At 50.5% G+C, this 26,259-nt stretch carries 30 protein-coding genes; 16 read left to right on the top strand and 14 right to left on the bottom strand.

The features are described from left to right. The first annotated feature begins 428 nt into the window (after positions 1-428). Positions 429-1,421 carry an electron transfer flavoprotein subunit alpha/FixB family protein gene (locus FHS16_RS16845; protein WP_183564799.1) on the top strand — a complete coding sequence of 331 codons (993 nt, stop codon included), beginning with the start codon at positions 429-431 and terminating at the stop codon, positions 1,419-1,421. Positions 1,422-1,719: 298 nt separating this feature from the next. Here FHS16_RS16845 and FHS16_RS16840 read toward each other — a convergent pair whose 3' ends face one another. The 6 genes from FHS16_RS16840 to FHS16_RS16815 all read right to left on the bottom strand — a co-directional run bounded on the left by FHS16_RS16840 (position 1,720) and on the right by FHS16_RS16815 (position 5,963). Beyond that, entirely contained in the window at positions 1,720-2,391 is a 672-nt protein-coding gene (locus FHS16_RS16840; protein ID WP_183564796.1) for an SOS response-associated peptidase, read from the bottom strand. A gap of 129 nt (positions 2,392-2,520) precedes the next feature. Further along, positions 2,521-3,372: an AraC family transcriptional regulator gene (locus FHS16_RS16835; protein ID WP_183564793.1), complete on the bottom strand. Its 852-nt coding sequence runs from the start codon at positions 3,370-3,372 to the stop codon at positions 2,521-2,523. A 203-nt stretch (positions 3,373-3,575) separates the two neighbouring features. After that, a complete protein-coding gene (locus FHS16_RS16830; protein WP_183564790.1) occupies positions 3,576-4,289 on the bottom strand; it encodes a hypothetical protein in 714 nt (237 codons plus the stop codon). Positions 4,290-4,314: 25 nt separating this feature from the next. Beyond that, positions 4,315-4,767, bottom strand: coding sequence for a flavodoxin (locus FHS16_RS16825; RefSeq protein WP_183564787.1), 453 nt, complete (start codon positions 4,765-4,767; stop codon positions 4,315-4,317). Positions 4,768-4,967: 200 nt separating this feature from the next. After that, entirely contained in the window at positions 4,968-5,774 is an 807-nt protein-coding gene (locus FHS16_RS16820; protein ID WP_183564784.1) for a hypothetical protein, read from the bottom strand. Between the two features lie 30 nt (positions 5,775-5,804). Continuing rightward, positions 5,805-5,963: a hypothetical protein gene (locus FHS16_RS16815; RefSeq protein WP_183564781.1), complete on the bottom strand. Its 159-nt coding sequence runs from the start codon at positions 5,961-5,963 to the stop codon at positions 5,805-5,807. Positions 5,964-6,208: 245 nt separating this feature from the next. Here FHS16_RS16815 and FHS16_RS16810 point away from each other — a divergent pair, with 245 nt between their 5' ends. After that, complete coding sequence (locus tag FHS16_RS16810) at positions 6,209-7,105, top strand: exosporium glycoprotein BclB-related protein (RefSeq protein ID WP_183564891.1); 897 nt, start codon at positions 6,209-6,211, stop codon at positions 7,103-7,105. 243 nt (positions 7,106-7,348) lie between these two features. Here the strand turns inward: FHS16_RS16810 and FHS16_RS16805 are convergent, their stop codons facing one another. Then, a complete protein-coding gene (locus FHS16_RS16805; protein ID WP_183564778.1) occupies positions 7,349-7,930 on the bottom strand; it encodes a hypothetical protein in 582 nt (193 codons plus the stop codon). Between the two features lie 120 nt (positions 7,931-8,050). Here FHS16_RS16805 and ilvA point away from each other — a divergent pair, with 120 nt between their 5' ends. Further along, positions 8,051-9,319 (top strand): threonine ammonia-lyase IlvA, encoded by a 1,269-nt coding sequence (gene ilvA, locus FHS16_RS16800; RefSeq protein WP_183564775.1) that lies wholly within the window; start codon positions 8,051-8,053, stop codon positions 9,317-9,319. A 217-nt stretch (positions 9,320-9,536) separates the two neighbouring features. Here the strand turns inward: ilvA and FHS16_RS16795 are convergent, their stop codons facing one another. Continuing rightward, on the bottom strand, positions 9,537-10,514 hold the full coding sequence (locus tag FHS16_RS16795) for an aldo/keto reductase (protein WP_183564772.1): 978 nt from the start codon (positions 10,512-10,514) through the stop codon (positions 9,537-9,539). Positions 10,515-10,648: 134 nt separating this feature from the next. On the opposite strand from FHS16_RS16795, the gene FHS16_RS16790 reads away from it, so the two are divergent. The 6 genes from FHS16_RS16790 (at position 10,649) to FHS16_RS16765 (ending at position 14,782) form a co-directional block, all read left to right on the top strand. Continuing rightward, positions 10,649-11,812 carry an MGDG synthase family glycosyltransferase gene (locus FHS16_RS16790; protein ID WP_183564769.1) on the top strand — a complete coding sequence of 388 codons (1,164 nt, stop codon included), beginning with the start codon at positions 10,649-10,651 and terminating at the stop codon, positions 11,810-11,812. Between the two features lie 18 nt (positions 11,813-11,830). Further along, positions 11,831-13,030, top strand: coding sequence for an MFS transporter (locus FHS16_RS16785; protein ID WP_312890945.1), 1,200 nt, complete (start codon positions 11,831-11,833; stop codon positions 13,028-13,030). Between the two features lie 4 nt (positions 13,031-13,034). Continuing rightward, complete coding sequence (locus FHS16_RS16780; RefSeq protein WP_183564766.1) at positions 13,035-13,643, top strand: TVP38/TMEM64 family protein; 609 nt, start codon at positions 13,035-13,037, stop codon at positions 13,641-13,643. A gap of 11 nt (positions 13,644-13,654) precedes the next feature. Continuing rightward, positions 13,655-14,017, top strand: coding sequence for a hypothetical protein (locus FHS16_RS16775; protein WP_183564763.1), 363 nt, complete (start codon positions 13,655-13,657; stop codon positions 14,015-14,017). A 299-nt stretch (positions 14,018-14,316) separates the two neighbouring features. After that, positions 14,317-14,460 carry a hypothetical protein gene (locus tag FHS16_RS16770; RefSeq protein ID WP_183564760.1) on the top strand — a complete coding sequence of 48 codons (144 nt, stop codon included), beginning with the start codon at positions 14,317-14,319 and terminating at the stop codon, positions 14,458-14,460. A 25-nt stretch (positions 14,461-14,485) separates the two neighbouring features. Beyond that, positions 14,486-14,782, top strand: a complete 297-nt coding sequence (locus FHS16_RS16765) for a transposase (protein WP_183564757.1) — start codon at positions 14,486-14,488, stop codon at positions 14,780-14,782. Positions 14,783-14,902: 120 nt separating this feature from the next. On the opposite strand, the gene FHS16_RS16760 is transcribed toward FHS16_RS16765, so the two are convergent. From FHS16_RS16760 to FHS16_RS16745, 4 genes are all read right to left on the bottom strand, one after another. Then, entirely contained in the window at positions 14,903-15,961 is a 1,059-nt protein-coding gene (locus FHS16_RS16760) for an FUSC family protein (RefSeq protein ID WP_183564754.1), read from the bottom strand. After that, positions 15,958-17,085, bottom strand: a complete 1,128-nt coding sequence (locus FHS16_RS16755; protein WP_183564751.1) for a DNA alkylation repair protein — start codon at positions 17,083-17,085, stop codon at positions 15,958-15,960. Before FHS16_RS16755 ends, FHS16_RS16760 begins: the two co-directional genes overlap by 4 nt. Before the next feature lie 131 nt (positions 17,086-17,216). After that, positions 17,217-17,984, bottom strand: coding sequence for a sporulation protein (locus FHS16_RS16750; protein WP_183564748.1), 768 nt, complete (start codon positions 17,982-17,984; stop codon positions 17,217-17,219). Between the two features lie 73 nt (positions 17,985-18,057). After that, positions 18,058-19,836, bottom strand: coding sequence for an ATP-binding protein (locus tag FHS16_RS16745; RefSeq protein ID WP_183564745.1), 1,779 nt, complete (start codon positions 19,834-19,836; stop codon positions 18,058-18,060). Between the two features lie 284 nt (positions 19,837-20,120). Here FHS16_RS16745 and mscL point away from each other — a divergent pair, with 284 nt between their 5' ends. The 3 genes from mscL to FHS16_RS16730 all read left to right on the top strand — a co-directional run bounded on the left by mscL (position 20,121) and on the right by FHS16_RS16730 (position 21,628). After that, on the top strand, positions 20,121-20,582 hold the full coding sequence (mscL, locus tag FHS16_RS16740) for a large-conductance mechanosensitive channel protein MscL (RefSeq protein ID WP_221226377.1): 462 nt from the start codon (positions 20,121-20,123) through the stop codon (positions 20,580-20,582). Then, positions 20,575-21,210 carry an NUDIX hydrolase gene (locus tag FHS16_RS16735; protein ID WP_183564741.1) on the top strand — a complete coding sequence of 212 codons (636 nt, stop codon included), beginning with the start codon at positions 20,575-20,577 and terminating at the stop codon, positions 21,208-21,210. The genes mscL and FHS16_RS16735 overlap by 8 nt, the downstream gene beginning before the upstream one ends. A 79-nt stretch (positions 21,211-21,289) precedes the next feature. Then, positions 21,290-21,628 (top strand): hypothetical protein, encoded by a 339-nt coding sequence (locus FHS16_RS16730; protein ID WP_183564738.1) that lies wholly within the window; start codon positions 21,290-21,292, stop codon positions 21,626-21,628. 227 nt (positions 21,629-21,855) lie between these two features. Here the strand turns inward: FHS16_RS16730 and FHS16_RS16725 are convergent, their stop codons facing one another. Further along, entirely contained in the window at positions 21,856-22,278 is a 423-nt protein-coding gene (locus FHS16_RS16725) for a hypothetical protein (protein ID WP_183564735.1), read from the bottom strand. A 167-nt stretch (positions 22,279-22,445) separates the two neighbouring features. Between FHS16_RS16725 and FHS16_RS31790 the strand changes: the two genes are divergently transcribed. The 3 genes from FHS16_RS31790 to FHS16_RS16710 all read left to right on the top strand — a co-directional run bounded on the left by FHS16_RS31790 (position 22,446) and on the right by FHS16_RS16710 (position 24,938). Continuing rightward, positions 22,446-23,096 (top strand): hypothetical protein, encoded by a 651-nt coding sequence (locus tag FHS16_RS31790; protein ID WP_246431788.1) that lies wholly within the window; start codon positions 22,446-22,448, stop codon positions 23,094-23,096. Between the two features lie 122 nt (positions 23,097-23,218). Further along, positions 23,219-24,115, top strand: coding sequence for a manganese catalase family protein (locus FHS16_RS16715; protein ID WP_183564731.1), 897 nt, complete (start codon positions 23,219-23,221; stop codon positions 24,113-24,115). A 160-nt stretch (positions 24,116-24,275) separates the two neighbouring features. Further along, on the top strand, positions 24,276-24,938 hold the full coding sequence (locus tag FHS16_RS16710) for a TraX family protein (protein WP_183564728.1): 663 nt from the start codon (positions 24,276-24,278) through the stop codon (positions 24,936-24,938). On the opposite strand, the gene FHS16_RS16705 is transcribed toward FHS16_RS16710, so the two are convergent. After that, complete coding sequence (locus FHS16_RS16705; RefSeq protein ID WP_183564725.1) at positions 24,890-25,834, bottom strand: serine/threonine protein kinase; 945 nt, start codon at positions 25,832-25,834, stop codon at positions 24,890-24,892. The genes FHS16_RS16710 and FHS16_RS16705 overlap by 49 nt on opposite strands. A 200-nt stretch (positions 25,835-26,034) precedes the next feature. On the opposite strand from FHS16_RS16705, the gene FHS16_RS16700 reads away from it, so the two are divergent. Then, the gene (locus FHS16_RS16700) at positions 26,035-26,205 is read left to right on the top strand and encodes a hypothetical protein (RefSeq protein ID WP_183564722.1); all 171 of its coding nucleotides are present in this window, start codon (positions 26,035-26,037) and stop codon (positions 26,203-26,205) included. The last annotated feature ends 54 nt before the right edge of the window (positions 26,206-26,259 follow it).

Here is a 26,259-nt window from a genome sequence, read left to right as displayed (position 1 = left end):
GGTTGGTTGGTTGGTTGGTTGGTTGGTTGGTTGGTTGGTTGGTTGGTTGGTTGGTTGGTTGGTTGGTTGGTTGGTTGGTTGGTTGGTTGGTTGGTTGTTGGAATAGATGAAATTAGTTACCTCAGACTCCCTCCAATCGATCACCCTAGCTACGTTGCAGTTTGTACACTCTATTCGTCGTTTAACTAACCACGCTCTTGCTACGTTGCTGTTTCTGCAACAGAATGGTGCTTTTACAGCCTATTTCCCACTCATAAGGCTGATTCTATTGCACTTTCTGCAACGTAGCTTGGCGAATTGACTTTTTCTTGAGGTTACATTGCACAAAGTGCAATGTACGCCTCATTTGTTTGTTGTCTACTTCTATGTGTAAATATCCGCCTATATCATCGTTTATCTTTAGCGACACGAGAGAGGAGCAGCACTCCATGCCCAAAAAGATTCTGGTTTTTGCTGAGAGCCGAGACGGCGCGCTGCGGCGAGTCGCGCTCGAGGCGCTCGGCGCAGCGCAGCTGCTCGCAGGCAAGGACGGCGCCGTGCATGCCGTCATTGCCTGCTCCGGCGGCGCGGCGGATGAAGTCGCCGCGCTAATCGCGCGGGGGGCGGACGTCGTGCATATCGCCGACGATCCTTCCCTCCGCGCCTTCGCGCCCGAGGCGTACCTCGCCGCCCTCGGCGCTGCCATCGCTGCGGTGCAGCCGGACGCGCTATTGCTCGGCCACACCGCTATGGGGCGCGAACTCGCGCCCCGTGTGGCCGCAGCAATCGGCGCCGGCCACATCGCTGACGTCATCGCCATCGAAGCATCTGACGACGGCGATGACGCCTCATTCATTCGCCCGCTCTACGCCGGCAAGGCGTTCGAGCGGCGCAGCTTCGTGCCGGGCCAGCCGTGGGTCGTCACGGTTCGCCCGAATAACATAAAAGCGGCGGATCCGCTCGACGCCGCCGACATTACCGGCACCGTTGCGGAGCTTCCGTTCACGGTGCCGCCGCTCTACACCGCCGTGCGCAGCCTTGTGCGCCGCGCCGGCGGACAGCTTGACCTGGCCGAGGCCGACGTCGTCGTGTCCGGCGGTCGAGGCGTGCGAAGCGCGGCGGGCTTCGAGCCGCTGCAGGCGATGGCCGCGGCTCTCGGAGGCGCCGTCGGCGCCTCGCGCGGAGCCTGCGACGCAGGCTACTGCGACTATGCGCTGCAAATCGGGCAGACCGGCAAGGTTGTTACCCCGCAGCTTTATATCGCCTGCGGCATAAGCGGCGCTATACAGCATCTTGCCGGGATGAGCCAATCCCGCGTCATCGTCGCGATTAACAAAGACCCCGACGCCCCAATATTCGGTATAGCCGATTATGGCATCGTAGGCGATTTGTTCGAGCTTGTACCCTTGTTGACGACTGAGCTGCAACGAGCTCGCGCCTAGCATCACTCCTTGATTTCTCTCCGTCAGCCACACCAAGAGGCTGTCCCAAAAACATGCCCCAACTTCGGCCAATCCCAAAGCATGCCAAAGAACCTTCAATACCACTTTAAAGTGGTGTTGAAGGTTCTTTGCCTACCATTCCGTATCCATCCGGATTTGAAATATTTAAAAACCAACTTTAAATCGCCATCATCATTATCTACGCTTTATCTACGCTTTATCTACGCTTTATCTACGCTTTATCCATGCTTTATCTACGCTTTATCTACGCTTTATCTACGAATTACCGACGCTTTATCTATGCGAAATCAGGCCGTATCTCCCGGATGCAATCCGGCGATTCGAACAAATCATCATGCACCGCATTCGTAACGGGATACGCGCGCATCAGATACGTATCCATCGCCTCCAGATGCTTGCGCAGACCGCTGAATTCAGTAATTCGCGGGTTCAGCCAATCCTCTATGCCTTCCTCATCGAGAATAACGGGCACTCGCGGCTGCCATACAGACATCGCGCCGGTCGAAGCCGCGGTAATCATCGTGAAGGCGCGAACCTCCTTGCCGCTCACGTTTCTCCAGCAGTCATAAATGCCTGCAATGCCCAGCAGCTGCTGGCTCGGAACGACGATATGCATCGCTCTCGGATCACGCTCCTTGCCCACCTGCTTTTGTCCGAAAAAACCGCTGCAAGGCAGCACGCATCTTTGCCTTCTTAGCATGCGTGCCAGAAAAGGCTTCTCGGACAGCGTTTTATGGTCGGCATTCACTGCGTCCTTCGCCCAGAACGGAAACAAGCCCCATCTGGATTCCTGCATCGTTCTTTGGTCAAAACGGTCATTCATCACAATGGACACCGTCTGCGTAGGAGCTACATTAAATCGGTTCGTATGCCCTTTAATCACATTACCTACCTGAAATCGATCCACGATATCGCTTATATCTGCCGTTAAAGAAAACCTTTCAATCATCGCAACCATCCTTTTTTACGTTGTTTGAATCCAGTTTCTGTTAAAGGCCGTAAAATTATGCAGGCTGCGCGATGAAAAAAAAGGCGGGGACCGAGCATTTGCCCGTTCCCCGCCTGTTTCCCAGAAAGCTTACATCGTGAACCGTTTGCGGAATTTAAGCGGCGGCATCCCGGTATGGGACGCGAACAGCCTAGAGAAATGAGGCGTCTGACGAAAGCCCGTTTCCTCTGCTACCCGCGCGATCGTCCAATCTGTTTTGATAAGAAGCAGTTTGGCTTGATCGAGCCTATAATACAGCAAATATTGCTGCGGCGTACAATCGAATACCTCTGTCATGCAGCGCGTAATGTAATTGGTATGAAGCTGAAGCACATCGCTGAGCATCGTATTGCTGATCGGGCTCCGATAATTAAGCTTGAGATAAGCAGCCGCCCGCTCTGCAACTGATACTGCTGCTTTGGCGGCATCCGAGCGCCAGCCCTCATCAAGCATTTGCAGCAAGTGCAGGAAACGCTGCTGCCGATCCCAGAAGGCACCGTGGGATGAGCTTTTAGCCGCCTCGTGCAGCTGCGAGAAAATGAGCTTGGCCTCGTCCGGATAAGTGAGCTTCATTTTTTTGGGCAAACGAATCGCATACGTATAATAATCGCCTCGCAGCGAGCCGCTTTGATTGCCCACCGTCTCCTCCCAGGCGCCGACTGTCTGGAAATGAATCCAATCGAACACCGTTTCCTCTTCGCAAGGCCTTGTGGAATAATGCCAGCGATCAGGCCGCAGGATCAGAACATCGCCCGGACCAAGCGTCCATCTGCGATTATCCTCTGCCACATGCAGCGAGCCTTGATTCACGAACAGCAGATCAAATACACCTAGATTCGTCCGGTTCGGATGCTCTTCCCCCGCATGATAGGTTAAGCGGTTGGATTCTATGAAAAAGGGCAACGGCGGTGAACGAAATGTTAGTAATAGCTCCTCTGACAACCTGATCTCTCCTTATCTACGTTTTGCACAGCAAAACGGCATCGAAAGCAAATCAAATCTCCCATGTGTAAATATGCAAAAAATGACTACTGCCCATGTTACTTGAAAACCGTTTCATTTGTCTACAATAAAACAAACCTCAAGCTCTCCTTTTTAGGAGTTTGCATGAGGCTGGCATAACTATTCTATGATATTACCATGACTTACATGACGAATTGAAACGAGGATCCCGGGTTCACCTTGAACACATCTGCCTCCGGGAGCAAGCTTTTGATCAAATACATATAATCATAGGAGCTCTCCAGCGACGCCTCATCGGGAACATATACCACTTTTTTGCCGTTAAGCAAGGATAGCACTTCTATACGTGTCGGAAGCTTACCGAAGGCACTCATGCAAAATACCGATGTCATATGGAACAGCAAGCTCAGCGACTCTTCATCGACATCTACGGCCAGCTTCTGCACGATATAGTCGTCTGCTCCTCCATCTGGATCAACAGCGACCAAATGAAAGATTTGCGATATTTCGAGATCAAGCTCCTCAACGTAAGCCGTAAGCTGCTCATAAAAGATAATCGGCGTTTGCGGGCATGACCCGCCTAGCAAAAAGCTTGTTAACTGCTCCTTAAGCGTCTGTTTCATTTGCAAAAAATGCTCATCTGAATGAAACTTATAATTCCGATTCGTCCACCACTGCTCAACGGATGCTTCTATTGAGGCGCGTGAGCGCGCCGCTTCCGGCAGCCCGTAGAAATCATTTACGCTGTGGCTGGCCGCATACTGGACCATCTGTCTCCAGTCCACGTCGTTCTTTCGTTTAAGGCCTGCTTTATTATTGGCGAAACGCTCGGGATAACGCAGCAGCTCTTCCAGCTTATAATCCTCTACTCTCAGTACAACCGGTATTTGCTGCATTAGCGCTGCCGCCCCTCTCGTCTCATTATCCTGCAACCGCTACAAGGCTGGCAATTTGACGTCCCATGCTTCTGCCTTGCTCCTTCTCATCCTCTGACGCGTTGTACTCAAACTTGATGCACGCTGCGGAGATGATTGCGCCAAGCTCCTTAAGCTTCGCCTCGATCATATCAACAGCTGCGCAATATATCGGATAGGATGTGTCTCCTGAACCGAATGCTGCCGCGATCTTACCGCTCAAATCAAGTGAAGCCATCTCTTCGTAGAAGTCGATGAATTCATCCGGAAGCTCGCCGTCCCCCCACGTATAAGCCCCCATAATAATGGCGTCGTATTCCGTAAGCTCCGCCGCGCTGGCATCGAAAGCCTCTTTCAGCACAACCTCCGCACCTGCTTGCTTAACCCCCTCTGCAATGGCCTCTGCCATTTCTTCCGTGTTACCTGTCATGCTCGCATAAACGACAAGTACTTTCGACATCCGTCATTCCTCCTCTACCATCTATGTGAATTGCATGTTCAATGTTTTTATTCAATGTTATATTCAACGTTTTAACTTAAAGTCTTTATTAATGTCTTTACTTAATGTCTTTACTTAATTTCTTTATTAATGTTTTTATTTAATTTCTTTACTTAATGTCCTTATTTAATGTTTTTTTCAATGTCTTAATAATGTTTTTACTAATTGTCTTTATTCAATGTCTGAATACCTTGGAAAAGAGTAGCCATATACAAGTTGCCGTCCAGCATATCAATGTCCGTTACCGGGCAGCCGAGCTTGATCGACAACAGCGTTACTTGATTGCAAATGTAAGCAAGCTGGAATAAACCTCTGTCTGTGCAAGCATACACCTCATTGCCCTTCGACAGCACCGAGAATATAAACGGCTTTCCGAACCGAATTCGGTCGAATCTACCCTTTTTGTCGCCAACGAGCAACTCACCTTTATCGCTCGTTCCTATCAGATGTCCTCTGAATACGGCTAAGCTAGTCACACTCGTTTCCAGTTCAAAATGAGCCCATTCATCCATGAAACGATCATATAGAGAAACTCCGCTTTCATGCGCGATGATCAAATATTGCGGCAGGTTTATGAAGTCGAATACTTTCTTGTTCTCGCATGCGATCTGCTCCCATCGGCTGCTCGCCTTGGACCATAATCCATATTCCGTAGCCGCGTAGCTGCTTCCGCCGATTTTGCGATATTGATAGCATGGAATCGTTAAGCCGTCGTTCTCCCAAGCCTCTCCGTTCCATTCGTACAAGCCGCTGCTCGTGCAGGCATGCAGCAACTCATGCTGCAGCTGCAGCCGATTCACGTGGGCGCTGCTGTCCATACCAAGCTCAAGCTTCTCCCAGCTTCCTTCCGCGTCAATTTGATAAATGCCATGCCCGACGGAAGCGGCAAACAAGCAATCAGAGCCTGCTTTAACCGATGAGAACGGAAAGAGCAGCCAATTCCAAGGTCTGCTTGTTTCTGTTTGCATGTATTTCGCTCCTTCCATTCAAAGAAATGATTATGTCGTTTGCTGAATCTGCTGCTTTATATGTGTGCTCGCGTGCTCGAGCATTTTATGGCTTATGTTCTGGTTTGCAGCTTCGTTTCCTTTGCCAAGCTGCTGCATAAGAAACGCCGATTTGCGTTTTTTCAATACCATTTCGTAAAGCAATCCCACAAGCTATTCCTCCTGTTTAAGGCTGAGATGCTTGCTCATCCCTTTAGTGATAATGATTATCACTTTCGTATACATGATAACCATTCTCACTAAAGATGTCAATGCATTTATTCATTTGATCTTCATCGGTTGCTTGCATCATCCGCCTAGTCATATAGATAGGCAAATCTCTAGCATCCATTCGCACAAATCCGCAAATATAGTTGAAGGTCTATGTCTCTACCTGATACTTACCCAATCAATAGATAGAAATCGAACGTAGAATAACGCATCAAACAAGGAGGTGCTTTCAACTGAGTTACTCAAATCACAAGAGTCGCTGCGTCAGAAAACCAGCATCAGGTTGCAGACCAAAAAGAAAGAGTCACGGAGATAAAGTAATCATTGTAAAGAAAAAGCTAGTCGTCAATGCCCCGACTGGCCGTAGAGGCCTACAAGGACCCGCTGGACCTGCTGGTCCCGCAGGAACTGCAGGCCCTACCGGTCCCGTCGGACCCACTGGACCTGGTACGGGCATCACCGGCGCAACAGGAGCTGCGGGTACTCCCGGGGCCGTTGGAGCCACAGGCTCTGCTGGAGCGACCGGCGCCACTGGCCCTACAGGCCCAACAGGTCCTTACTTTGGCGGGACAATCATTCCTTATGCATCTGGAACCGTAACTCCCGTTGTACTCGTATCGACGATTGCCGGTTTAGTCGATACAACAAGTCTTGTCGGATTTGGCAGCAGCGTTCCAGGTGTAAGCCTAGCAGGTTTAAATATTACAGATCCACTGCTTGCTCCGGGCTATGCATTTACTATTCCGCAAGCAGGTACCATTACTTCTATTTCAGCAGACCTCAGCATTTTGATCGCGTTGGCATTAATAGGCGGTACTGCGACAGTTACTGCACAACTATATAGAGCCCCAGCAGGAAGCAATGTTTTCGCCCCTCTCCCAGGAGTTCTCGTAACACTCCCAACTATCACCACCGTTGCTATTGGCGATGTATTAAGCGGAATTACGACCGGCCTAGCTGTTCCTGTACTTGCGCAAGACCGCCTCATCTTGGTCTATTCCGTAACCACGACTGGTCTAACCATCATAACAACCGTAACTGGCCTTGCCAGCGCAGGCGTGTATATCACACTCAGTGAATAATTGTTTCGAAATTCAGCGGTATAGGGAAACTTCCCTGCACCGCTATTTTTTCATCTTTGTATAATTTGGTTCACATGTATATATAAGGATTCTTGCTCATCAATTTGTACATGTTGATATTCGAACGACCTGGACTAATTCAGACATATCTCTTAATAGCGATTTATTTGTTCGTTTTCACAAAAGAAGAGGCTACCCTACAGATCATTTCTGACCTGCTGAGAAAGCCTCTACTTTTGCATGCTATAGTGACAAGTGCAGCTTAAATCCGATTCGAATCCGATCCTGCTCGAACTGAACATCCCCTACGGTTACAACATTAAGGGCAGGCAGATCCAGCGGAATGATAATCGTATCCAGCATCGTTAACGGCAAACTGCTCTTTTTCAAAGACAAGGCCTGTGGCCGAAGCACAATATTCGGCGTTTGCCATTCCAGCAGATACACTGCATCTAATGCGGCTGGCAGCCTTTCTTTATAAGTCACGTTCATATGCGCCACAAGCCTGTTCGCCTCCAGCTCGAAGCGCGCTCCGTCCAAGCGCACATCTTTCCTCAGCATGATGGCCGATGATCCCGCTTCGCCGTTTCCGTACTCGCTCTTCAAGTTTTGTTTAATCAGATGGTCAATATCGGTTTCCGAGAGGACGAGCTCCGGCTTTAATTGTTTGACCATATCCAGCGCTTTTCCTTGAACATCGATCGGAGCGTAGCTGAGATCAAGCTGCTCGTCCGGCGCAATATAAGATACGACCCACCAGAGCGCTCCACCAAGCAGCAGTAGGATAACAACTAGAAGCAGCAGCCTTTTTAATCGTTTACCCAATATTCTTCCCTCCACTCTATAAAAAATAGCAACTCACCATACATACAGCTGTGCTGATAGTGCTATAATGAATCCATTCATTTACGCTGTCGATCGGCGAAAGACGAGAGGATGATATCTATGAACACAAATAATACCCCGACGACCCGAATTGGGCTTGAAGAAATCGTTCAAGCGCAAATGCATTTGAAAGATGTCATTACGCGTACGCCGCTTCAATATAATCGCGTGCTCTCTGAGCGTTTCAACTGCCATGTGCTCTTGAAGCGCGAAGATCTTCAGATCGTTCGTTCGTTCAAAATACGCGGCGCCTACCATTTGATGCGCTCGCTTAGCGAGGAAACGCTCGCCAAAGGCGTTGTTTGCGCCAGCGCGGGCAACCATGCGCAGGGCGTAGCCTACTCCTGCCAGGCGCTCGGCATTCCGGGCAAGATCTACATGCCAAGCACGACGCCGCGCCAGAAGGTTTCGCAGGTCAGCTTCTTTGGCGGCAATAAAGTCGAGGTCATTCTAACCGGCGATACCTTTGACGATGCCTATGCCGAAGCGATTGCGGAGAGCACCCGCAGCGGCATGGCCTTCATCCACCCGTTCGATGATGCTAAGATCATCGCCGGGAATGGGACCGTCGGGCAGGAGCTGATGGAAGCTGCGGAATCGGTTCCCGACTTCGTCTTCGTCACCGTTGGCGGCGGCGGGCTTGCTGCAGGCGTCTCCTCCTATGTCAAAATCGTCTCGCCGGCTACCCAAGTTATCGGCGTAGAGCCTGAAGGCGCCCAGTCGCTAAGAGCGTCGCTCGATGCGGGAAAAGTAACGCCTTTGGACCAGATCGACAAGTTTGTCGACGGGGCAGCTGTCAAACGAATCGGCGATTTGACCTTTGAGCTTTGCCGAGAGCTGCTGGACGACGTCATTGCCGTTCCTGAAGGCAAGGTATGCACCACGATGCTGGACTTGTACAACGAGAATGCGATTGTTGCCGAGCCGGCTGGCGCGCTGCCGATTGCCGCGCTCGAAGCCTACCGCGAGCAAATCGAAGGCAAGACCGTAGTCTGTGTCGTAAGCGGCGGCAACAATGACGTAGACCGGATGCAAGAAATTAAGGAGCGTTCGCTCATTTATGAAGGCTACAAGCATTATTTCATGGTCAGCTTCCCGCAGCGCGCTGGGGCGCTTAGAGAATTTCTGGACCGCGTGCTTGGACCAAACGACGACATTACCCGCTTCGAGTACACCAAAAAGTCGAATAAGGACAACGGTCCTGCACTCGTTGGCATCGAGCTCAAGCACAGAGAGGACTACAATCCGCTCGTCGACCGAATGACCAAGAAGGGCTTTCAGTTTCTAGAGCTGAACAAAGACCCTGTGTTGTTCAACTTGTTGATTTGATCAGATTGCCCGGTCGTTTACGAAGTCTGACCTGTCTACTATTAAATTCGGGTCTGTACCAAGAATCATTTTGGGAACATTCAGTTCCGCTTTATTCGTAACAGGGGATTAAAAAAATAACCTTCAGCTCCACTTTAATAGTGATGTTGAAGGTTATTTTGTGCATGCAACGGACTATCCCGCTCTGATTAATCCTTTTAGGACAGCCGCGTTTGAATTACCAGGCATAAGCGCGCGGCGCGTCCCCGCCAGGACCAGGGAATATTTCATCTATTCGCTTAAGCGCCGATTCATCAAGCGTTAGCTCGACAGCGCGAAGCGAGCGCTCGAATTGATCCAACGTGCGAACGCCGATGATCGGCGCCGTTACGGCTGGATTCGCAAGCAGCCACGCCAGTGAAACAAGATCCTCGGGCTCGCCCAGCTCATCGCAGAACGCTGCATAAGCATCCAACTGCTCGCGATGCTGCTCCAGGCGCTTCGAGTCACCGCTGCGGCGTCCTCCGTCCTTCCGGCGGTGGTTGCCTGCCAGCAAGCCTCCGTCAAGCGGACTCCACGGGATTACGCCTAGTCCTAGCTCTTTGGAGGCAGGAAGTACTTCCAGCTCAGGCAAGCGGCATAGCAGATTGTACTTATGCTGCTCGGATACTAAACCGATAGAGCCTCTTGCTTTGGCTTCGCCTTGTGCTACGGCAATATCCCAGCCCGCAAAGTTGCTGGAGCCTATGTAGCCCACTTTCCCTTGCGCAACAGCCGTTTCGAACGCGCCCCACAGCTCGCTCCAATGAACACTGCGGTCAACGTGATGCATTTGATAAAGCTCTATGTGATCTGTTTGCAAACGCTTGAGCGATGCTTCCAAATGCCTGCGGATCTTGTAAGCGGACAAACCGGCTTCCCGGTTCGGTCCGTCATGCTTGTCATGCATATCGCCATATACTTTAGTAGCCAGTACGGTGCGTTCGCGGCGCCCATCGCCCTGGGCGAACCATTTGCCGATGATTTCCTCCGTGCGTCCGGCATTCTCGCCCCAGCCGTAAATGTTGGCGGTATCAATAAAGTTAATGCCTGCATCCAGCGCTGCATCTAGAATACGAAATGATTCCTTCTCGTCCGTATCTACCCCGAAATTCATCGTTCCCAGACATAAACGGCTTACCTGAAGACCTGATCTTCCCAATTTCGTATACTGCACTCTAAACATCGCTCCTTCAATTTTTGAAATAGGATGGATTGCTTAACCATTATACAAAAATTACACAAACTAACCAAATCCCGTTCATGCCTGCATAACAATCCTCCGCTACACTACCCTCAGGAGGTGTATTCATGATTCATTTCGAAAGCAATCCTCAGCCTAAAATGTTAATTTTGTATGCCTCTTACGGCGATGGCCACCTGCAGGTTGCCCGCGCACTCAAAAGCGCCATGGAGGAGCTGGGCAACTTCCGCACGGTTATGATCGATTTGATGGCGGAATCGCATCCATGGCTGAATGAGATGACAAGACGCTTTTATCTCAAAAGCTATACCAACATGCCTTCGCTCTACGGCTGGATGTATGATTTCACCAAGCCTATGAAGCATGACTCGTGGTTTGGAGGGCTGCTTCACTCTTTTGGCAAAGATAAAATCAAGCGCATTCTTCTCGCGGAGCAGCCTGACATCGTCGTTCATACTTTTCCGAGCTTCGCCCTGCCGGAATTAAAAAGAAGCAATGGCTTCCATCCGCCTTCCTATGCCGTTATTACAGACTTCGACTTGCACTGCCGCTGGGTTCATCCCAGTATTGACCGTTATTATGTCGCAACGGAGGATTTGAAGCAGGAGCTCGCAAAGCTCGGTATTTCGAATCAAGCCGTGCAGGTAACCGGCATTCCCCTTAAACGCGGATTTCGCGCAGCTGTACCCTCAACTGAGCTCTATCATCGTTACAACCTTAATCCAAACAATCCCATCATCCTCATTATGGCAGGCGCGCAAGGCGTCATGCCCGATGCGGCCCCAATCTGCAGCATGCTGCTGGATGACGCTCATGTGCAAGTCGTGCTTGTATGCGGGCGGAATCTTCCGTTAAAAAACACCATACAACAGCTTTTCCAGCATCATAGCGGCAAGTCCCGTTTATGCGTTCTCGGCTATGTCGATGCGATACATGAGCTGATGGCCTTATCCGATTGTCTCGTAACGAAGCCTGGAGGCGTCACGCTCTCTGAAGGCATCACTGCAGGCCTGCCTCTATTCATCTACCGCCCGGTACCCGGTCAGGAAAAGCAGAATGCGCAATACCTTGCAGCTAAAGGCGCAGCAAGCATTTCGTATGAGGCAGCCGAGCTAGCGAGCCAAATTTTGAAACTCGTCCATGATCCTTTACGTCTTACTAATAGCAAACTGTCCATCAAGCGGCTGCCGTCCTCCCAAACGGCTGCGGACAGCATTGTTTTGGATATTTTATCCAACATACGTATAATAGAGAAAGCATCTACTCTATAGGAGATAAGGAGCCCCGCCGTGCGCAATAATCACGCTTTCGGAGCGGAGATGCGCCTTATCTCCGCCATATTGTTCGTTGTGGAGTTTGTACGGGGAGCCGTGTTGGTTAGCCTGCTGCCTATTTATGGCGCAAAGACGCTAGGCCTTGCACCTGATGTCATTGGAGCTGCCATCTCGGCACATTACTTAGTGGATACGATGCTCAAAATGGCGATCGGCTATTTATTAGACCGCTTTTCGATTCGCATTGTCGTGCAAGTTGGGCTTATCGTATCGCTTGCCGGTGTTGTTCTCCTGCGGTTCGCAGAGCTTCCGTGGATGTTTATTGGGGCAGCTGCTCTATATGGCATTGGCATGTCCCCGATCTGGATCGCTTGCTTGACCAAAGTAAGCGCGCAGCAGCGAGCCGCGCAAATGGGTCTGCTGTATACCGTCTGGATGGTTGGTCTCGGGAGCGGGCCGATCGTTTGTACTATTTTGCTCGATGTCAGCGTATCGTTTACGTACAACCTGCTCGTCAGCTTGTCTGCCGCAGCATGCCTGCTCACGCTCTTCGTGAATCGCACAAAAGCTCAGGCGACTGAACGCATTCCGCTTGGCAAGCAGCTAAACCTCCTTAAGGGACAGGTTCGGTCCATGCGGCTTCTGCTGCCAGGCATGATCCTGCAAACGGCTGGGGCGAGCATGCTCGTTCCCATACTCCCCGGTTACGCGGAGCAAGAGCTTGGATTATCTGGAGCCCAGTACTCTATTCTCTTGACGACAGGAGGACTTACAGCGATTGCGAGCCTCATTCCAATGGGGAAATTATCCGATCGGCTGACCAGCAAAAAGTGGTTTCTCGTCGCAGGATTCGGGGTATTCGGATTTGGTTTATGGATGCTGGCTTCGGGACTTGCATTCTGTTATTGTTTACTTATATCTGCCATGCTTGGCCTTTCCTATTCGGCTATCCTGCCCGCTTGGAACGCGCTGCTTGCGACCTACGTCCCGCCTAAGCAAGAAGGGGTAGGCTGGGGAATGCTTTCCACCTTCGAAGGGTTCGGCGTCATGATCGGACCTGCTGCTGGAGGCCTCCTTGCCGCACAAAACGGAGAGAGCTCTGTCTTCTGGACGAGCGCGGCTCTGTTTGGACTGATTGGCTTATTTTATTTATGGCTTCCCAAACGAGCATTTGCAACAACCAATAAAAGCGATAAACAAGTAGAACGGAGTTAACGCTATGGATGATTGGCATAATTGGCTGGAATACATCAAACATTTGGATTTGGATTCCATACAGTGGACACTCGAGAGTTATTCGCAGTGGGGGCCATTTCCGGGAATTCTTCTGCCCATGATCGAATCCTTTCTCCCCTTCCTGCCGCTGATTCTTATTATCGCGGCTAATGCCAATATTTACGGTCTCGGATTCGGGTTTCTTTTCTCATGGATCGGCGTTACCGCCGGCGCGGTAACCGTCTTCTGGATTAGCCGCAAGCTTGGTCGCAACGTAAAGGGACGTCTGGAGCGGCGTTTTCCAAAGTCAGAACGGTTTTTTAACTGGGTGGAGCGCCGCGGCTTTACGCCGCTGTTTCTACTCGCTTGCTTTCCCTTTACGCCGTCCGTCATCATTACGGTCGTTTCCGGCCTAAGCAAGGTGCCTTTTCATACGTTTCTGCTGGCAACGCTTCTCGGCAAAGCCGTTATGATTTTCTGTATCTCGCTAATCAGCTTCGATATCGGCAATTTGGTCGATGAGCCTTGGCGTATCTTTGTATCGATTACAGCCGTGCTGGTCATGTGGTTCGGGGGCAAACGGCTCGAATCCCGATACCAGGTGAATGGATGAGGTGATGCCGCATGCTCCTTTGGCATAGCTTGCTAGCGTCACTGTCGCCTGCTCTGCTTACTTGGCTTGATGTTGGCATGGGCTCTATCGTACTCTTGATTGCCGGCGGATTTCTCGCCGGCATGTTTATGTTCGTACGTATTGCATCGGATGATTCCGACAAATACAAGGATCTCAAAGAGATGGTCGAGACGATATTCGGCACGCCTGCACATCTTAGGCCATCGGCAGACGATGCCGACAAGAACCGTCATGATCCTGACAAGCTGAGAGCAGCGGCTGCTCTCCCCTTCTCGGAGCCTTGTCCTGCTTGCAGCGAAACCGTCACCGAGCAGGATGCGGCCTGTCCATCCTGCGGTCTCCAGCTTTTATAAGCTTCAGATTTGACTTTATCCTTAGTTTTATCCTTGGTTTTATCCTTGGTTTCAGATTTGGCTTCTTCTCTAGCTTCTCTTTAGCTTCTCTTTAGCTTCTCTTTAGCTTCAGATTTGGCTTCTCCTTTAGGTTCTCTTTTGCTTCAGTTTCATCCTTGGCTTTTTCTTTCTCTTTAGCTTCATCCTTGGCTTCTTCTTTAGCTTCGTCATAAGCATCCCCTTAATCCGAACTCATACATTTCTTCCTTTTGTGGCACACTGTTGAGGAACTTCTTATGAAGAGAAGGGAGGGTGATGACATGTCAGACCAACAGCCATCCGATCAACAGAAAGCGGCGAGCAAAGCACAATCGCGGGCTGACCGCAATCAAGCGAACAAACAATCTGCAAGCGAGCTGCAATCAGATGCCGACCGCGCAGCGGTGCCCAAGCATGGATTATGACAATAGGAAGGTTGGTTAACAACATATGAGCGAATCTAACCACCATGAGATGAATCCCCTGTCGGGGGAGCCGGTTGAGGTCAAAGGCACTTATCGCAATGAATGGGGACGCGAGGAGCAGCTGGAGCGAGGCGACGTTTTCCCGGCGGATCCGATGCTCGGTTCCACGGAATGGCAGCTTGTCGAGCTGTTTTTCAACAATCACCATGAAGGACATACCGATCCTCGTTTGGTGCCGCATGACGATGATAATAATCCAGAAGCGCATATGCAGCATCCACGCCGCCATGAAGGTAGCAACAAAACCGACGATGATCAATAGGCAGCAGCCAGAGCGGTGTTAACAAGCTAATAAGGCAGTTTCAAACCAAACAGCAGGCCGGAGCGCGCTAGGGGCGCATCTCCGGCCTGCTGTTTTGTTATTTGTTTATCTTTAACAAGTCTAAGCTGATTCCTGCGCCTCGTCGGTATCGCGCCTCGCGTTTTCTTCACGCTGCTGCACCTGATCAAGCAGCTTCTCCAAACGTCTAAGGTGATAAGCGTATTCGAATAACCCAGATGCTACAAATATAAGGCGCTTATGCTCATCCGGGTCCTCCATCACATAGGCCGTTAAATCCTTGACGAACCTCGCTTCACGTTCTTCCTCCGGCTCAATCAAGGCGTTAGGCTTCATCTTATCCTCGGCCTTCAGCAGAATTTGCTCATGATATTTCGATAAGTCTTCGATTTGCCGATCGAAGCGCAGCGCCCACTCCCCCGCACTAGGAGAGGCGAAGTAATGCTCCTCCACGACATCAAGCAGGTCTGCCCCTTTTTGCAGCGTCTTAATCATTTGCTTGGACACGAGCAGCTGCCTGGCATGACTCGTCTTCGTTCGGGCGAGAACCTTGCGCTCTTCTTCGAATACGGTATGGCGCTCCTCCAGCTTGCGAAGCGTGCCGTGAAGCTTGTCCTTCTCTACGCGGAACACCTGCTCCTTCATTTCATTGGACACCGCTGTTCTCAGCAGCAGGGAGAGCTGCGTATAAGCCTGATGGACCTGCTCCGTGAATTGTTTTCTCGGCCTGGGCGGGAATACGAGCACGTTCACCAAAAAGGAGGAGCCGATGCCCGTCAGCACCATTAGCAGCCTTGAAATCGCAACATCCCAGCCCTGTCCGTTCGCCTCCATAATCGCAACTACAGTAACCAGAGTTAGGCTTATTGTACTTTCCATTTTGAGCCTGATACTGATTAGAATGACCAATATGCACACGAGTCCCGCCGCAATCGGCGTATGGCCGAATAAACGAACCGCGGCTATAGCGATAACCGCGCCGAGCAGATTCGTCTGTACCTGATCCGCTACTCGCTGCCAAGAGCGGTAGATAGACGGCTGAATTGTAAATATAGCCGCTACTGCAGCAATCAGCGGGGAAGCAAAGCCAAACAGGCTGCTCAAATAAATGGCGAGCGCGACAGCCATCCCCGTTTTTAATACTCTGGCGCCGATCGTCATAACGGTTTCGCCTCCGTTACCGTCAGCTCCGCTGAGGCTACCTCTCTCCCGTTCACCCATAGTGTCACGACATGAAGCCCGCTATAGTGCTTCCGCGTCGTTAAATCCGCAAAGCGATGTACGCGTACATTGGAAGCAGCAGCGCCTCCTGCATACTCGCGGTCAGAGAGGAGAAAACGTTTAATCGATGTTTTGCCTCCGGACTTTACGAATGCAATGCCATATTCAATACGAAGCTTGGCGGATTTTCCCTCGCGCAATCGTACATGGTATCGCAAGGAAATCTCGTCTCCGATGGCTACTATGCTTGGAGTGGCCTCCAGTTCTGCATAAGCAACAAGCGGCTGCTCCGTCTCTTCCGCTGCGTCGTGCTTCGCATATCCAAACAAAGCCATAATCTCAGGAACCGACTTCTTGATTAACGTACGGCAGCCATGCCGCACGATCCAATCCGTGTGCGGATTTTCGCCGATCCATGCCTCCGCTAGTGCAATGACAAGCTCCGGATGATCCTTCGCAATATCATTCAAATTATTAGCCACACTCTTGCGAACGTAGAGGGATGGATCCCGTTTCAGCTTCTCCAGTATTGGTACAATAGGCGATGGATCCCGCTTGAATAACGGGAGAGCCTGCGCCCATGGAAGGCGCGGCCTGATTCCTTCGCTCGCAAGCCGTCGAACATGCTCATTCGGATGCTCCGCCCAGGCAAGCATCTGCGAAGCCATGCGCTGCGGATCATTCAGGATAAATGCCCGAATGGCAAATTCAGCAGTAGAGCGTTCCGTGAAACGCGTCAGCGCCGCCAACGAAAGGTCCCAGTTATGCGGCTCCATGCCATATACCTCTACAAAATCCGAGAAGAAAATATAGGGCAGCCCCGTGCATTTCTCATCTATTAAATAAAGGACAGCAATCGCCTCATCATATGATCGCGGCAGTGCAGTGCCTAATGCTTCTGTAATTTTTCGGGCGCGAGCCTTCAGCTCCAGCTGCTCCCAATTGCCGTCCCTCACATGCTCCACAAATTTCGATTCGTTAAACGGACTCCATGCGGTCTTCACCAATGCTGCAAATCTCTCTAGAAAAAAGCCATCATACATGGCCTTAAGCGGTTCTGCCAAAGTAAATCCCCTCCTCCAGCTATTATACCGAAAAATGAAAGCCAATCATGCTTTCTCTATCTTAATCGCAAAAAAAAGCTCCGAAACACCCCGCAGGCGTGCTTCCGAGCTTTTTACAACGATTCAGCGGTTTATGCGTAGCGTGCAATAATACCGGACAGCTGGTTTGCGATTGCATGTGGTCCTGCCGCCAACTGCTCATTCGTAAAACGGGTACGCACAAAGGATTCATCCATATTCATGGCCTCCGCGAAAAAGCTGGACAAGCCGCGTGCGCGCCGATCGATTTGGAGCACGAGCTCCAGCTCGCGATCCGACGGATAGAACATCACTTCCAGCTCGTCGAGTTGTCCGCGGAATTGCGTCGTCGGTACAAATTCAAGCTCTTGGATAAAGGGCATTTTGCCGCCAAGCTTGGATGAATACTCACATTCTGCCTTCCGCAAGCGGAACCCGAGGACGTTCAATGCTTCGAGTACCGTATTCATGGCAGCGGTTGGGACAACCTCGATTCGGTCGTTATCGCCGGGATCAACGCCGCCTCGCACATCCAGCTCGGTCTTCACCCATACAGGCGCGCGTCCGATCGTAAGCGGCGTTTGGTGTGGCAGCTGGAAGTTGAATGGCACCTCGCGCTGCTCGTTTGCGTTCAACGTGAATGGAGCGCTCACATGATAGCGGCCAACCTCGCCATTCTGCGTTATTTTGCTGTCATTGCTCTCGCGGATATATTCTGTCATTACCGATAGCTGGATCGTTTCGATTCGCTGCTCCACGTTGCCGCCTTGAATCTTCACGATGCCTCGAACCTCTTCGCCAGGCGCATAACGAGGTTTCTCCAGCAGTGTATCAATTTTCGCGGACCCTATGCCGATACTTGCCAAAAAACGATTAAACATCTTAACGACCTCCACCCTCATAATGGTGATGCAGAACTTCTAAAGCATATTACGAGACCTCTCATTTTAGGTTTCACAATGCAAAATCCGATTCCTCAGCCTTTGCGACAGCTATTTCCTTATAAGGCAATTGGATCACAAAAGTCGTTCCCACGCCTAGCTTGCTCTCTGCTGAAATCCGTCCTTGATGGTTGTCTATAATCTTGTAAGTAACCATTAGGCCAAGCCCGGTGCCTTTATCCTTAGTCGTATAAAACGGCTGTCCGATCTTAGCCAGCTGCTCGTCCGGTATGCCTGAGCCTTCATCCTGGATACGGATCAACACAGCGGATTCCTCTTCAAGGGACATCGTAATCGTGACAACACCGCCATTGTGCATCGCTTCAATGGCATTCTTAAGAACATTGATGAACACCTGCTTAAGCTGATTCTCCACGCCAAGCACCCATAATGGGCGATAATCGGAATGGAATTCAATCATCACATTATGCAGAATCGCTTGCGTTTCGAGCAGGTTCACAGTATCCGCCATAATTTGGCGGGAGTCTTTATGCACAAATTCATATACCTGAGGCTTAGAGAGCATGAGCAGCTCACTTACGATGGATTCGATGCGAATCAGCTCTGATTTCATAATATCGTAGAAATTGCTGCTGTTGCCGCGGCCCGAAGCGATAAGCTGCAAAAAGCCCTTCAAGGAGGTAAGCGGATTGCGAATTTCATGTGCAATCCCGGCAGCCAGCTGGCCAGCTACATACAGCTTCTCCGAATTGATCAAAAGCTCCTCGTTCTTCTTCCGTTCGGAAATATCTCGTATAATGACCTGTTTAATCTGCTTTCCAGAAAAGGTGGAGCTGGCGCTTACCATTTCCGTATGCAGCAAGGTCCCTTGTATCGACAACCATTGCAGCTCAAGCGGCTTGACTGGGACAGCCTCGTTGTCTTGCCCTGCCGCAAGCCATGCCCGCATCTCGTCATGGTGCTGCGGAGCCAGCAGGACGTATACGCTTTGGCCCATCAAAACCGTCTCAGACTGCGCCTCGAACATACGCAAGCCTGCGCGGTTCATAAATTCCCATTTGTCATCACTGATCAATGCAATCGTGTCCATTGAATTCTCGACGAGCAGCTTGTAGCGCTCATCGATCTGGCTATATTTATTGGAAGCGAGCCAGGTCGTCAGGCTAAAGCTTAGAATAATCAACGTGGACAGCCCTAACAGGAAGGCTAACAGAAGCAAATATTCGTTCAGCAGATCGGTCGATAAAATATTGTCATATTCGATTTTGAGCGCATGCATGCCAATTTGGTGGATCGCCATATTGGATAAGCCTAATGACACACAGCTTTTGAATTTATAATACGGGGACTTGGAATCCAGCCAGTAGAAGGCCAAATAAGCGCCGGCAAAACCGACACCAAAGGAGAGCCAGAAGAGCGGCCAATTCATTTGGAGAATGACTACGGACTCGGATAACATCGATATATACTGAAGCATAGTCGATCCCAGCGCCATTAACAGAGCGCTAAAAAGATAACGTCCCCTTACGAGCTCCTGCTTTTTCAAGACCAGCAAGGAGGAGTAGACGATAATCGCGCAAACGACCAATACGAGCAGCATGCTCCAATCCATGACCATCCGGTAATCGGATGCGAGCAAGGAAACGACATGCATCGTCCATAAGCCAAGCCCGTAAACGGAGGCTCCGCCAATAATCCAATTGAACCCATACATGCGCCGCTTAGGCTGAAGCTGCTCTACCATATTCAGCATCGTATAAGAAGCAAAACACATGATGATGACCGATAAAACGAGATAATAGGGGTTTCCAGAAACGATAGAGTCAGCCATAGGGCTCCTTAGATATCCATATATTTACCTACAAATAGTAAAATTCGACAATTATCCAAAAAACCCTCTGTTTTATTCATAAAATTTTGTAGGATTATGGCGTAATAGCAGTCACTATTTCTCTTCTCCCAAACTTCCGCTATTATGATAGGATGGCTCTAACCAAAACAGGCCATACTAGCAGAATAGAAAACCGCCCGCTTGCTCCATGGGCAGAATCCTATCTATTAAGCTGCACCTGAAGAGCCATTATCGTGTCATCATATTTGCTAGGAGGAAAAGAAATGAAGATCGTCAAGGAATTTAAAGAGTTTGCCATGAAGGGCAATGTCATCGATCTCGCAGTCGGGGTCATTATTGGAGGGGCTTTCGGAAAAATCGTCACCTCGCTCGTCAATGACATTATTATGCCGCCGATTGGCCGAATATTGGGGGGAGTAGATTTTAAAGATTTAAAGATTCCTCTCTACTCTGAAGAAGAAATCAACAAACTAACAGATCCAGCTACCGCACCGTACATCGCCTACGGCCAATTCATCAACGTGTTGCTGGACTTTATCATCGTAGCATTCTGTATTTTCATGCTCGTTAAAGTGATCAACGTGCTGCGCCGCAATGAGAAAAAGGAAACGGCTCCCGTGGAAGTAACCGAAAAGGACTGCCCTTACTGCTTGTCCAAAATTCCCGTTAAAGCTACTCGCTGCAAGCACTGCACCTCTCAGCTTGAGGCTGCCGCGCATGGCTGATGAGCTGTTCGATATTTATGACGAGCAGCTTCGGCCGCTTGGCACGGCGACGCGTGCGGAAACGCATGCTCGCGGCTATTGGCACCGCACGTTCCACTGCTGGCTGACCCGCCGCGAAGGCGACCGCAGATTCGTGCGGTTCCAGCTGCGGCAGGACAGTAAGGATACGAATCCTGGCTGCTATGATATTACCGCTGCCGGTCACCTTGCAGCAGGCGAAAACATCCGTGAGGCGATGCGTGAACTGGAAGAAGAGCTTGGCGTAACCGCCTCGTTCGAGCAGCTCATCCCGCTAGGGCAAATTCGCGAGGACGCAAGCGGCGTAGTGAATGGCATGCCATTCATAGACAGGGAGGTCAGCGATGTTTTTGGCCTCGTTTGCGAGGTGCCTTTGCACGAGCTGAAGCTCCAGCCAGAAGAAGTGGCCGGCGTTTACGAGGCTGACCTTGATGCGTTGATCGCACTATTTGAAGGCTCTTTATCCGAGGTGTCTGCTTTCGGCGTCGAGCTTGGCGAACCGGGCGCTCCGCTGAAGGCCGTGCAGCTTTCCGTCCAATCCAGCCAGTTCGTTCCCCGCGACTTTGCTTATTACGTGAAAGTGCTCCAGGCACTGCACGGCTGTACTTAACCTGTGTCTCGTCCGAATGGGTCTGACCGCGAACTCCCCATGCCTGCTCCCAGTTGGTATACCACTGATCAATCAAGCCATGAATATTATAAAACTCTGTATGGCGCGGGGCGAGGTCGAAATCATTCAGCTCAGGCTGATTGTAGAGACGCGCCCCCATTTCATGGAAGCATCCATGAAGGTTGGTCTCAATAAAGCTGCCAAGCTGATCCAGCGATTGAAACGACCGCGGGTTCGATTGTACTCTTTGCTCAGCTCCGGCATCGTAGCAAGAGGAACGACGTATGCCCTCCGGCACCTGGCTCCATGGTGCAATCCATCTTCTATCGTAGCCCATCGCGTCATACCAGCTGTACACCCGATTAATATAATCGCGATGAAACCGCAGGAATCGCTCGCCATAACCCGGCGGCGGTAACGTCCCAGGCACCAAATGGTAGGTGTGATGCCATATCTTGTGCTCGTCTAACAGCGCTTGCGGAAAATTAGGAATTAACGGCATCTTGCTTCCCTCCTTGCTCGTTCGAACCTCTTAACACTCACTCCTCTACCGTATGCTTCTGTCCCTGCTTCTGTGATTCAAATGCCTGCAAACGGCAAAAAGACTGCCTCCTAAAGAAGGCAGCCCTTTCAAAAACAATAATCTTAGTACCACATGTTGCGACGGCATGGATCTTGAACGCGTTTAACACAAATGTCGAATGATACGGAAACGTCATGGTTTCTGCCGAATGAGCAGCAAATTCTTACACAATCTTTCTCATGCGTACAGAAGAAGCAAACGACGCGGCAATGGCAATCGAGCAAGCATTGAATGGCTCTAGCGTCGCGGCAGCGGATCGCTCTCACGAATTTTTCTGCGGTTTGCTCGTCTTTTAATTGCTTGAACAAATCGCTTAGCTCTGATCCTGCAACCTGCATAGCTTCAACTGCTGGTTCAGTGCGTCGGCTGCAGCCGCAGCTTTTATGCTCATCTTTGCATGTGCAGCTGGTTGATATACGGGCACTTCTTTTGGATTTGCGATTGGTTTTGACGCTTGTTACTTTTACTTTTAATTTGGCGGACATTTCTATCCCCCCTCCCTCTCGAACTTACTCTATTCTATGCAAATTTGAGAGATTGGTATGGACGAGTGCTACCCGCCAAACGCTTGATTCCTTTCTCGCAATTGTTGTATGACCCGTGATTCTTCCGCATACCTATATGAGATACCATTCGAATGGAGGTCATTGGCTTGGCGGAAAACATGATGAATATGGGCAATATCGGAAATATGGGCCATGTAGGGAGCATGCCGAATGTCGGCGGGGCGGGCAGCATGCCGGGTATGAACAGCATGCCGAATGTCGGCGGGGCGGGCAGCATGCCGAGTATGAACAGCATGCCGAATGTCGGCGGAGCGGGCAGCATGCCGGGCATGAACAGCATGCCGAATGTCGGCGGAGCGGGCAGCATGCCGGGCATGAACAGCATGCCGAATGTCGGCGGAGCGGGCAGCATGCCGGGTATGAACAGCATGCCGAATGTCGGCGGAGTGGGCAGCATGCCGGGCATGGGGTATATGGGGAACATGCCCCATAAGGGACATATGGGCAGCATGGAGAACAACGCTCCCGTTCTCTATCAAGCAGAGCCTCAGCATACGGAGATGGTCATGCAGGTAAGGGATCGCGTCATGGGCATGTGCGGCGGCCATATGCATAAGCATGTTCGCGTACAGACAGTCGATGGGCATATTTACGAAGGCATGCTGATGCATATGGACCACTGCATCTTGTATTTGCAATGTACCATGCACAACCCGCGCGCCTTCATGAATCCATATAATGCGGTGCTGCCGCTCGTATTGTATGAGCTACTCGTGATTACGCTGCTGAACACCTAGGCGGAGCAGCAGCACGTTTATTCGACAATAGATTGTCCCTTGCGACAAATTCGGTATATGGTTGCGCATTCGGTCATACATTGGTTTAGATCGAATCGTCACTGAAATGAGGTGAGCAACCCGTGATTGAACGAATGAACAGGCTTCAGGTAGAGCTTCCCCCATCCCCTTACGCGGATGCAAACGCTGCGGCGGCGGTACAAGAGCTGCTCGGAGGAAAGTTTGGCGAAATGTCCACGTTGAACAATTACATGTACCAATCGTTTAATTTTCGCGAGAAAAAAAAGCTTAAGCCGTTCTACGATCTTGTATCAAGCATAACTGCCGAGGAGTTCGGGCATGTGGAGCTGGTATCGACCGCTATTAATATGGTGCTTACAGGCACGACCAGCCCAGGCGATCCCAACTCAGCACCGCTTAAAGAAGGCGTCAACAAGCGCAACAGCTATTTTTTCATTCAAACCGCGCAAACCTCCTTGCCAGGCGATTCAATGGGCCGTGCTTGGACCGGTGACAATGTGTTCAGCAGCGGAAACCTTGTGCTGGACCTGCTGCATAATTTCTTCTTGGAATGCGGAGCGAGGACGCATAAAATGCGCGTGTATGAAATGACAGATCATCCGACTGCTCGGGCAATGATCGGTTATTTGCTTGTCCGCGGCGGCGTTCATGTGCTGGCTTATGCCAAAGCGCTCGAAATTGCGACTGGCGTTGATGTGAAAAATCTTATTCCCATCCCCGATCTTAGCAATAATCGGTTCGAGGCTGCCCGCAAATATGAAGCAATGGGCCTTGGCAACAAGCTGTATACGTTCAGCCAAAACGACTATAAGGACATTGTACTTATTTGGAATGGCCAGAATCCCCTTACCGGCGCGCCGCTAGAGGTTATTCAGGGTGCACCGCAAGGGGCGCCGATGCCTGATTTGAGCGAGCTGCCGGAGGAATTTGCTCCCGGTATCTCGCAGGAAGACTTTATTCAGATTGCTCGCCGCTTGCAAAAGAACGCAGGTCTTTAGCGACCGTGCGCGCGGCCGGCATTTTCCGTTCTAGACCATGCAGCCCGTCCACGAAGACCTCCTTATCCGCACTGTCGCGGCTCGGAGGTCTTCCTGCTCCCATTCTCTCGTATTTCGTATGCTATACTAGAAAAAATACGAGAGAATGAAGGTGTCCTAGTTGCAATTTTTGGCCATGCTGACGATGCTTATTGATCATATCGGCCTATTATGGTTTCCTGAAAGCTCTGCTTGGCGAATTGTCGGCAGACTTGCGCTGCCATTTTATGCTTTCACTATGGTGCTGGGCTATTTCCGAACCCGAGATGTCAAACGTTATTTGCGAAGAGTCGCATGGATTGCCGTTTTGTCCCAGCTGCCTTACCAGTTCGCTTTTGATCGGCTAGAGGTCAATACGGTTGGCTCCCTGTTCGTATGTCTCCTTCTTCTGCGGCTTCTGGATCAGTGGAAAGGCAAACAAGTCCTGCAGGTTATCGCTGCGGCTGGCTTTGCTGCCATATTGGAGTTTTTCCCGTTCAGCTATGGCGCATATATAGTATTGCTCGTGCTTATTTACCGTTACGCTCAAATCCAATGGTTTGCCTTGTTTCACTTCTCACTGAACGTGGTAAGCTTTTTTATAAAAGGATGGTTCCTTCAAGCCTTCAGCTTGTTCGCTACTTTTCTCATCGTATATTGGCCCGGGTTCATACGCAGCGCGGACAAAATAAAGGTTCCGCGTCTCGTTTGGCGCAGCTTCTACCCGCTTCATCTTGCCGTGCTCGCCATCATCTATCATCTAACGAGCAACCAGGTCTTTATCGATATCCTGCGCGCGCTATGAGGCATCTGATCATTCTCCAGCTCAAGTACTTCCAGCAGCTCTCTAAGCTCCTGACTGCATTGCTCGGCCGTCACGTTGCTTGTTCCGCTGCATTGAAGAAGTCGGCTTACAAACTGCTGTACCGCAAGCGGAAGCTCCAGCTCTTCTTGCCAGCTTCGCTCCGCCTGTCCTTCATCATATTCATAGCCGGCATACATCATGAATAGAAAAAAATGCCCAAGGCCATAAAGGTCGCTGGCCGTCTCAGGCCGGCGCATCCGCTGCTTCGCGTAGAGCCAGTTTCCCGATTTTGAAGCGGTTTCCTTCATCTGGCTTTGAAGCTGCGGCTCCTTTAAGCTCATACGCAGCGATTCCGGGAGCTGTTCGCCAATGCGGCACGAGAGGCCGTAATCAATCAAATAAAGGCGCTGGCCATTGTCAACGGCATTCGGTATGCGAACGTCGCAGTGAACAAAACCCAATTGATGCAAATACTGCAGCGGGCGAAGCAGCTCCTGCAGAATACGCAGCGCCTCTTGAACCGAATAGGTCCGGCCTTGCTCCATCGCCTGCTCCAAATTCGCGCCTTCAATAAGCTCCATGATGAGCGCTTCGTGCCTGCCATGCTTCTCATAGCGAATCCATTGCGGAATTTGCGGATGCTTCAATTGTTTCAGAATCTTGCTTTCCCTCTCCAGCAGCTCCTTGCTCAACAGGTTTTTACTTGGGAGATTACGTTTCAACAGCACGCGCTTACCGAGCACAATATCCGTGCAAGCATAGGTTTGACCATAGCTGCCCATTCCGATAAAACGCTCGATCCGGTACCTTTTCAGCCACAATACGCCTGTGCGGAGCGGAAAATCCCGCCAGTCTTTAATAATCTCCTTGAATTGGCCCGCAATAAACGAAAGCATGATCCTTCTCCCCTAACGCTTGATGATCATTCAAGGCAGCTGCCGCCTATGGCATGTTCAGTGAATAAGAAACCTTGATGAAATAAATCCGTACGGTTATGAATAAGAAATCGTACGCTTTGGCCGCATATTCGTTTCACGAGATCGGACGAACGCGTTTTTCTACATCATTCGACAATTTCATTTAGGAGGTCTGTTTTATGTTAAGACATTTGCTTAAGCGTTTGTTGTATTCACTCATGGGTCGCAAGCAGCACCGTCGTCGTCATTACAGCAGCAGTGACCATAATAACGGGCATTATCGCCCGCACAACCGTCCACATAGCGGACATGGCTATTACAAAAAGAAGCGCAGCAGCTATTCCAGCTAAAAAACGCGACATTTGTCGAAAATGTTAGAAAAGTGTAAGTAAAATAAACAAAAT

This window comes from Paenibacillus endophyticus (assembly GCF_014192395.1).
Classification (GTDB): Bacteria; Bacillota; Bacilli; order Paenibacillales; family Paenibacillaceae; genus Pristimantibacillus; species Pristimantibacillus endophyticus.
The sequence above is the reverse complement of the archived record's forward strand: the minus strand, read 5'-3'. Positions and strand labels throughout refer to the sequence as shown.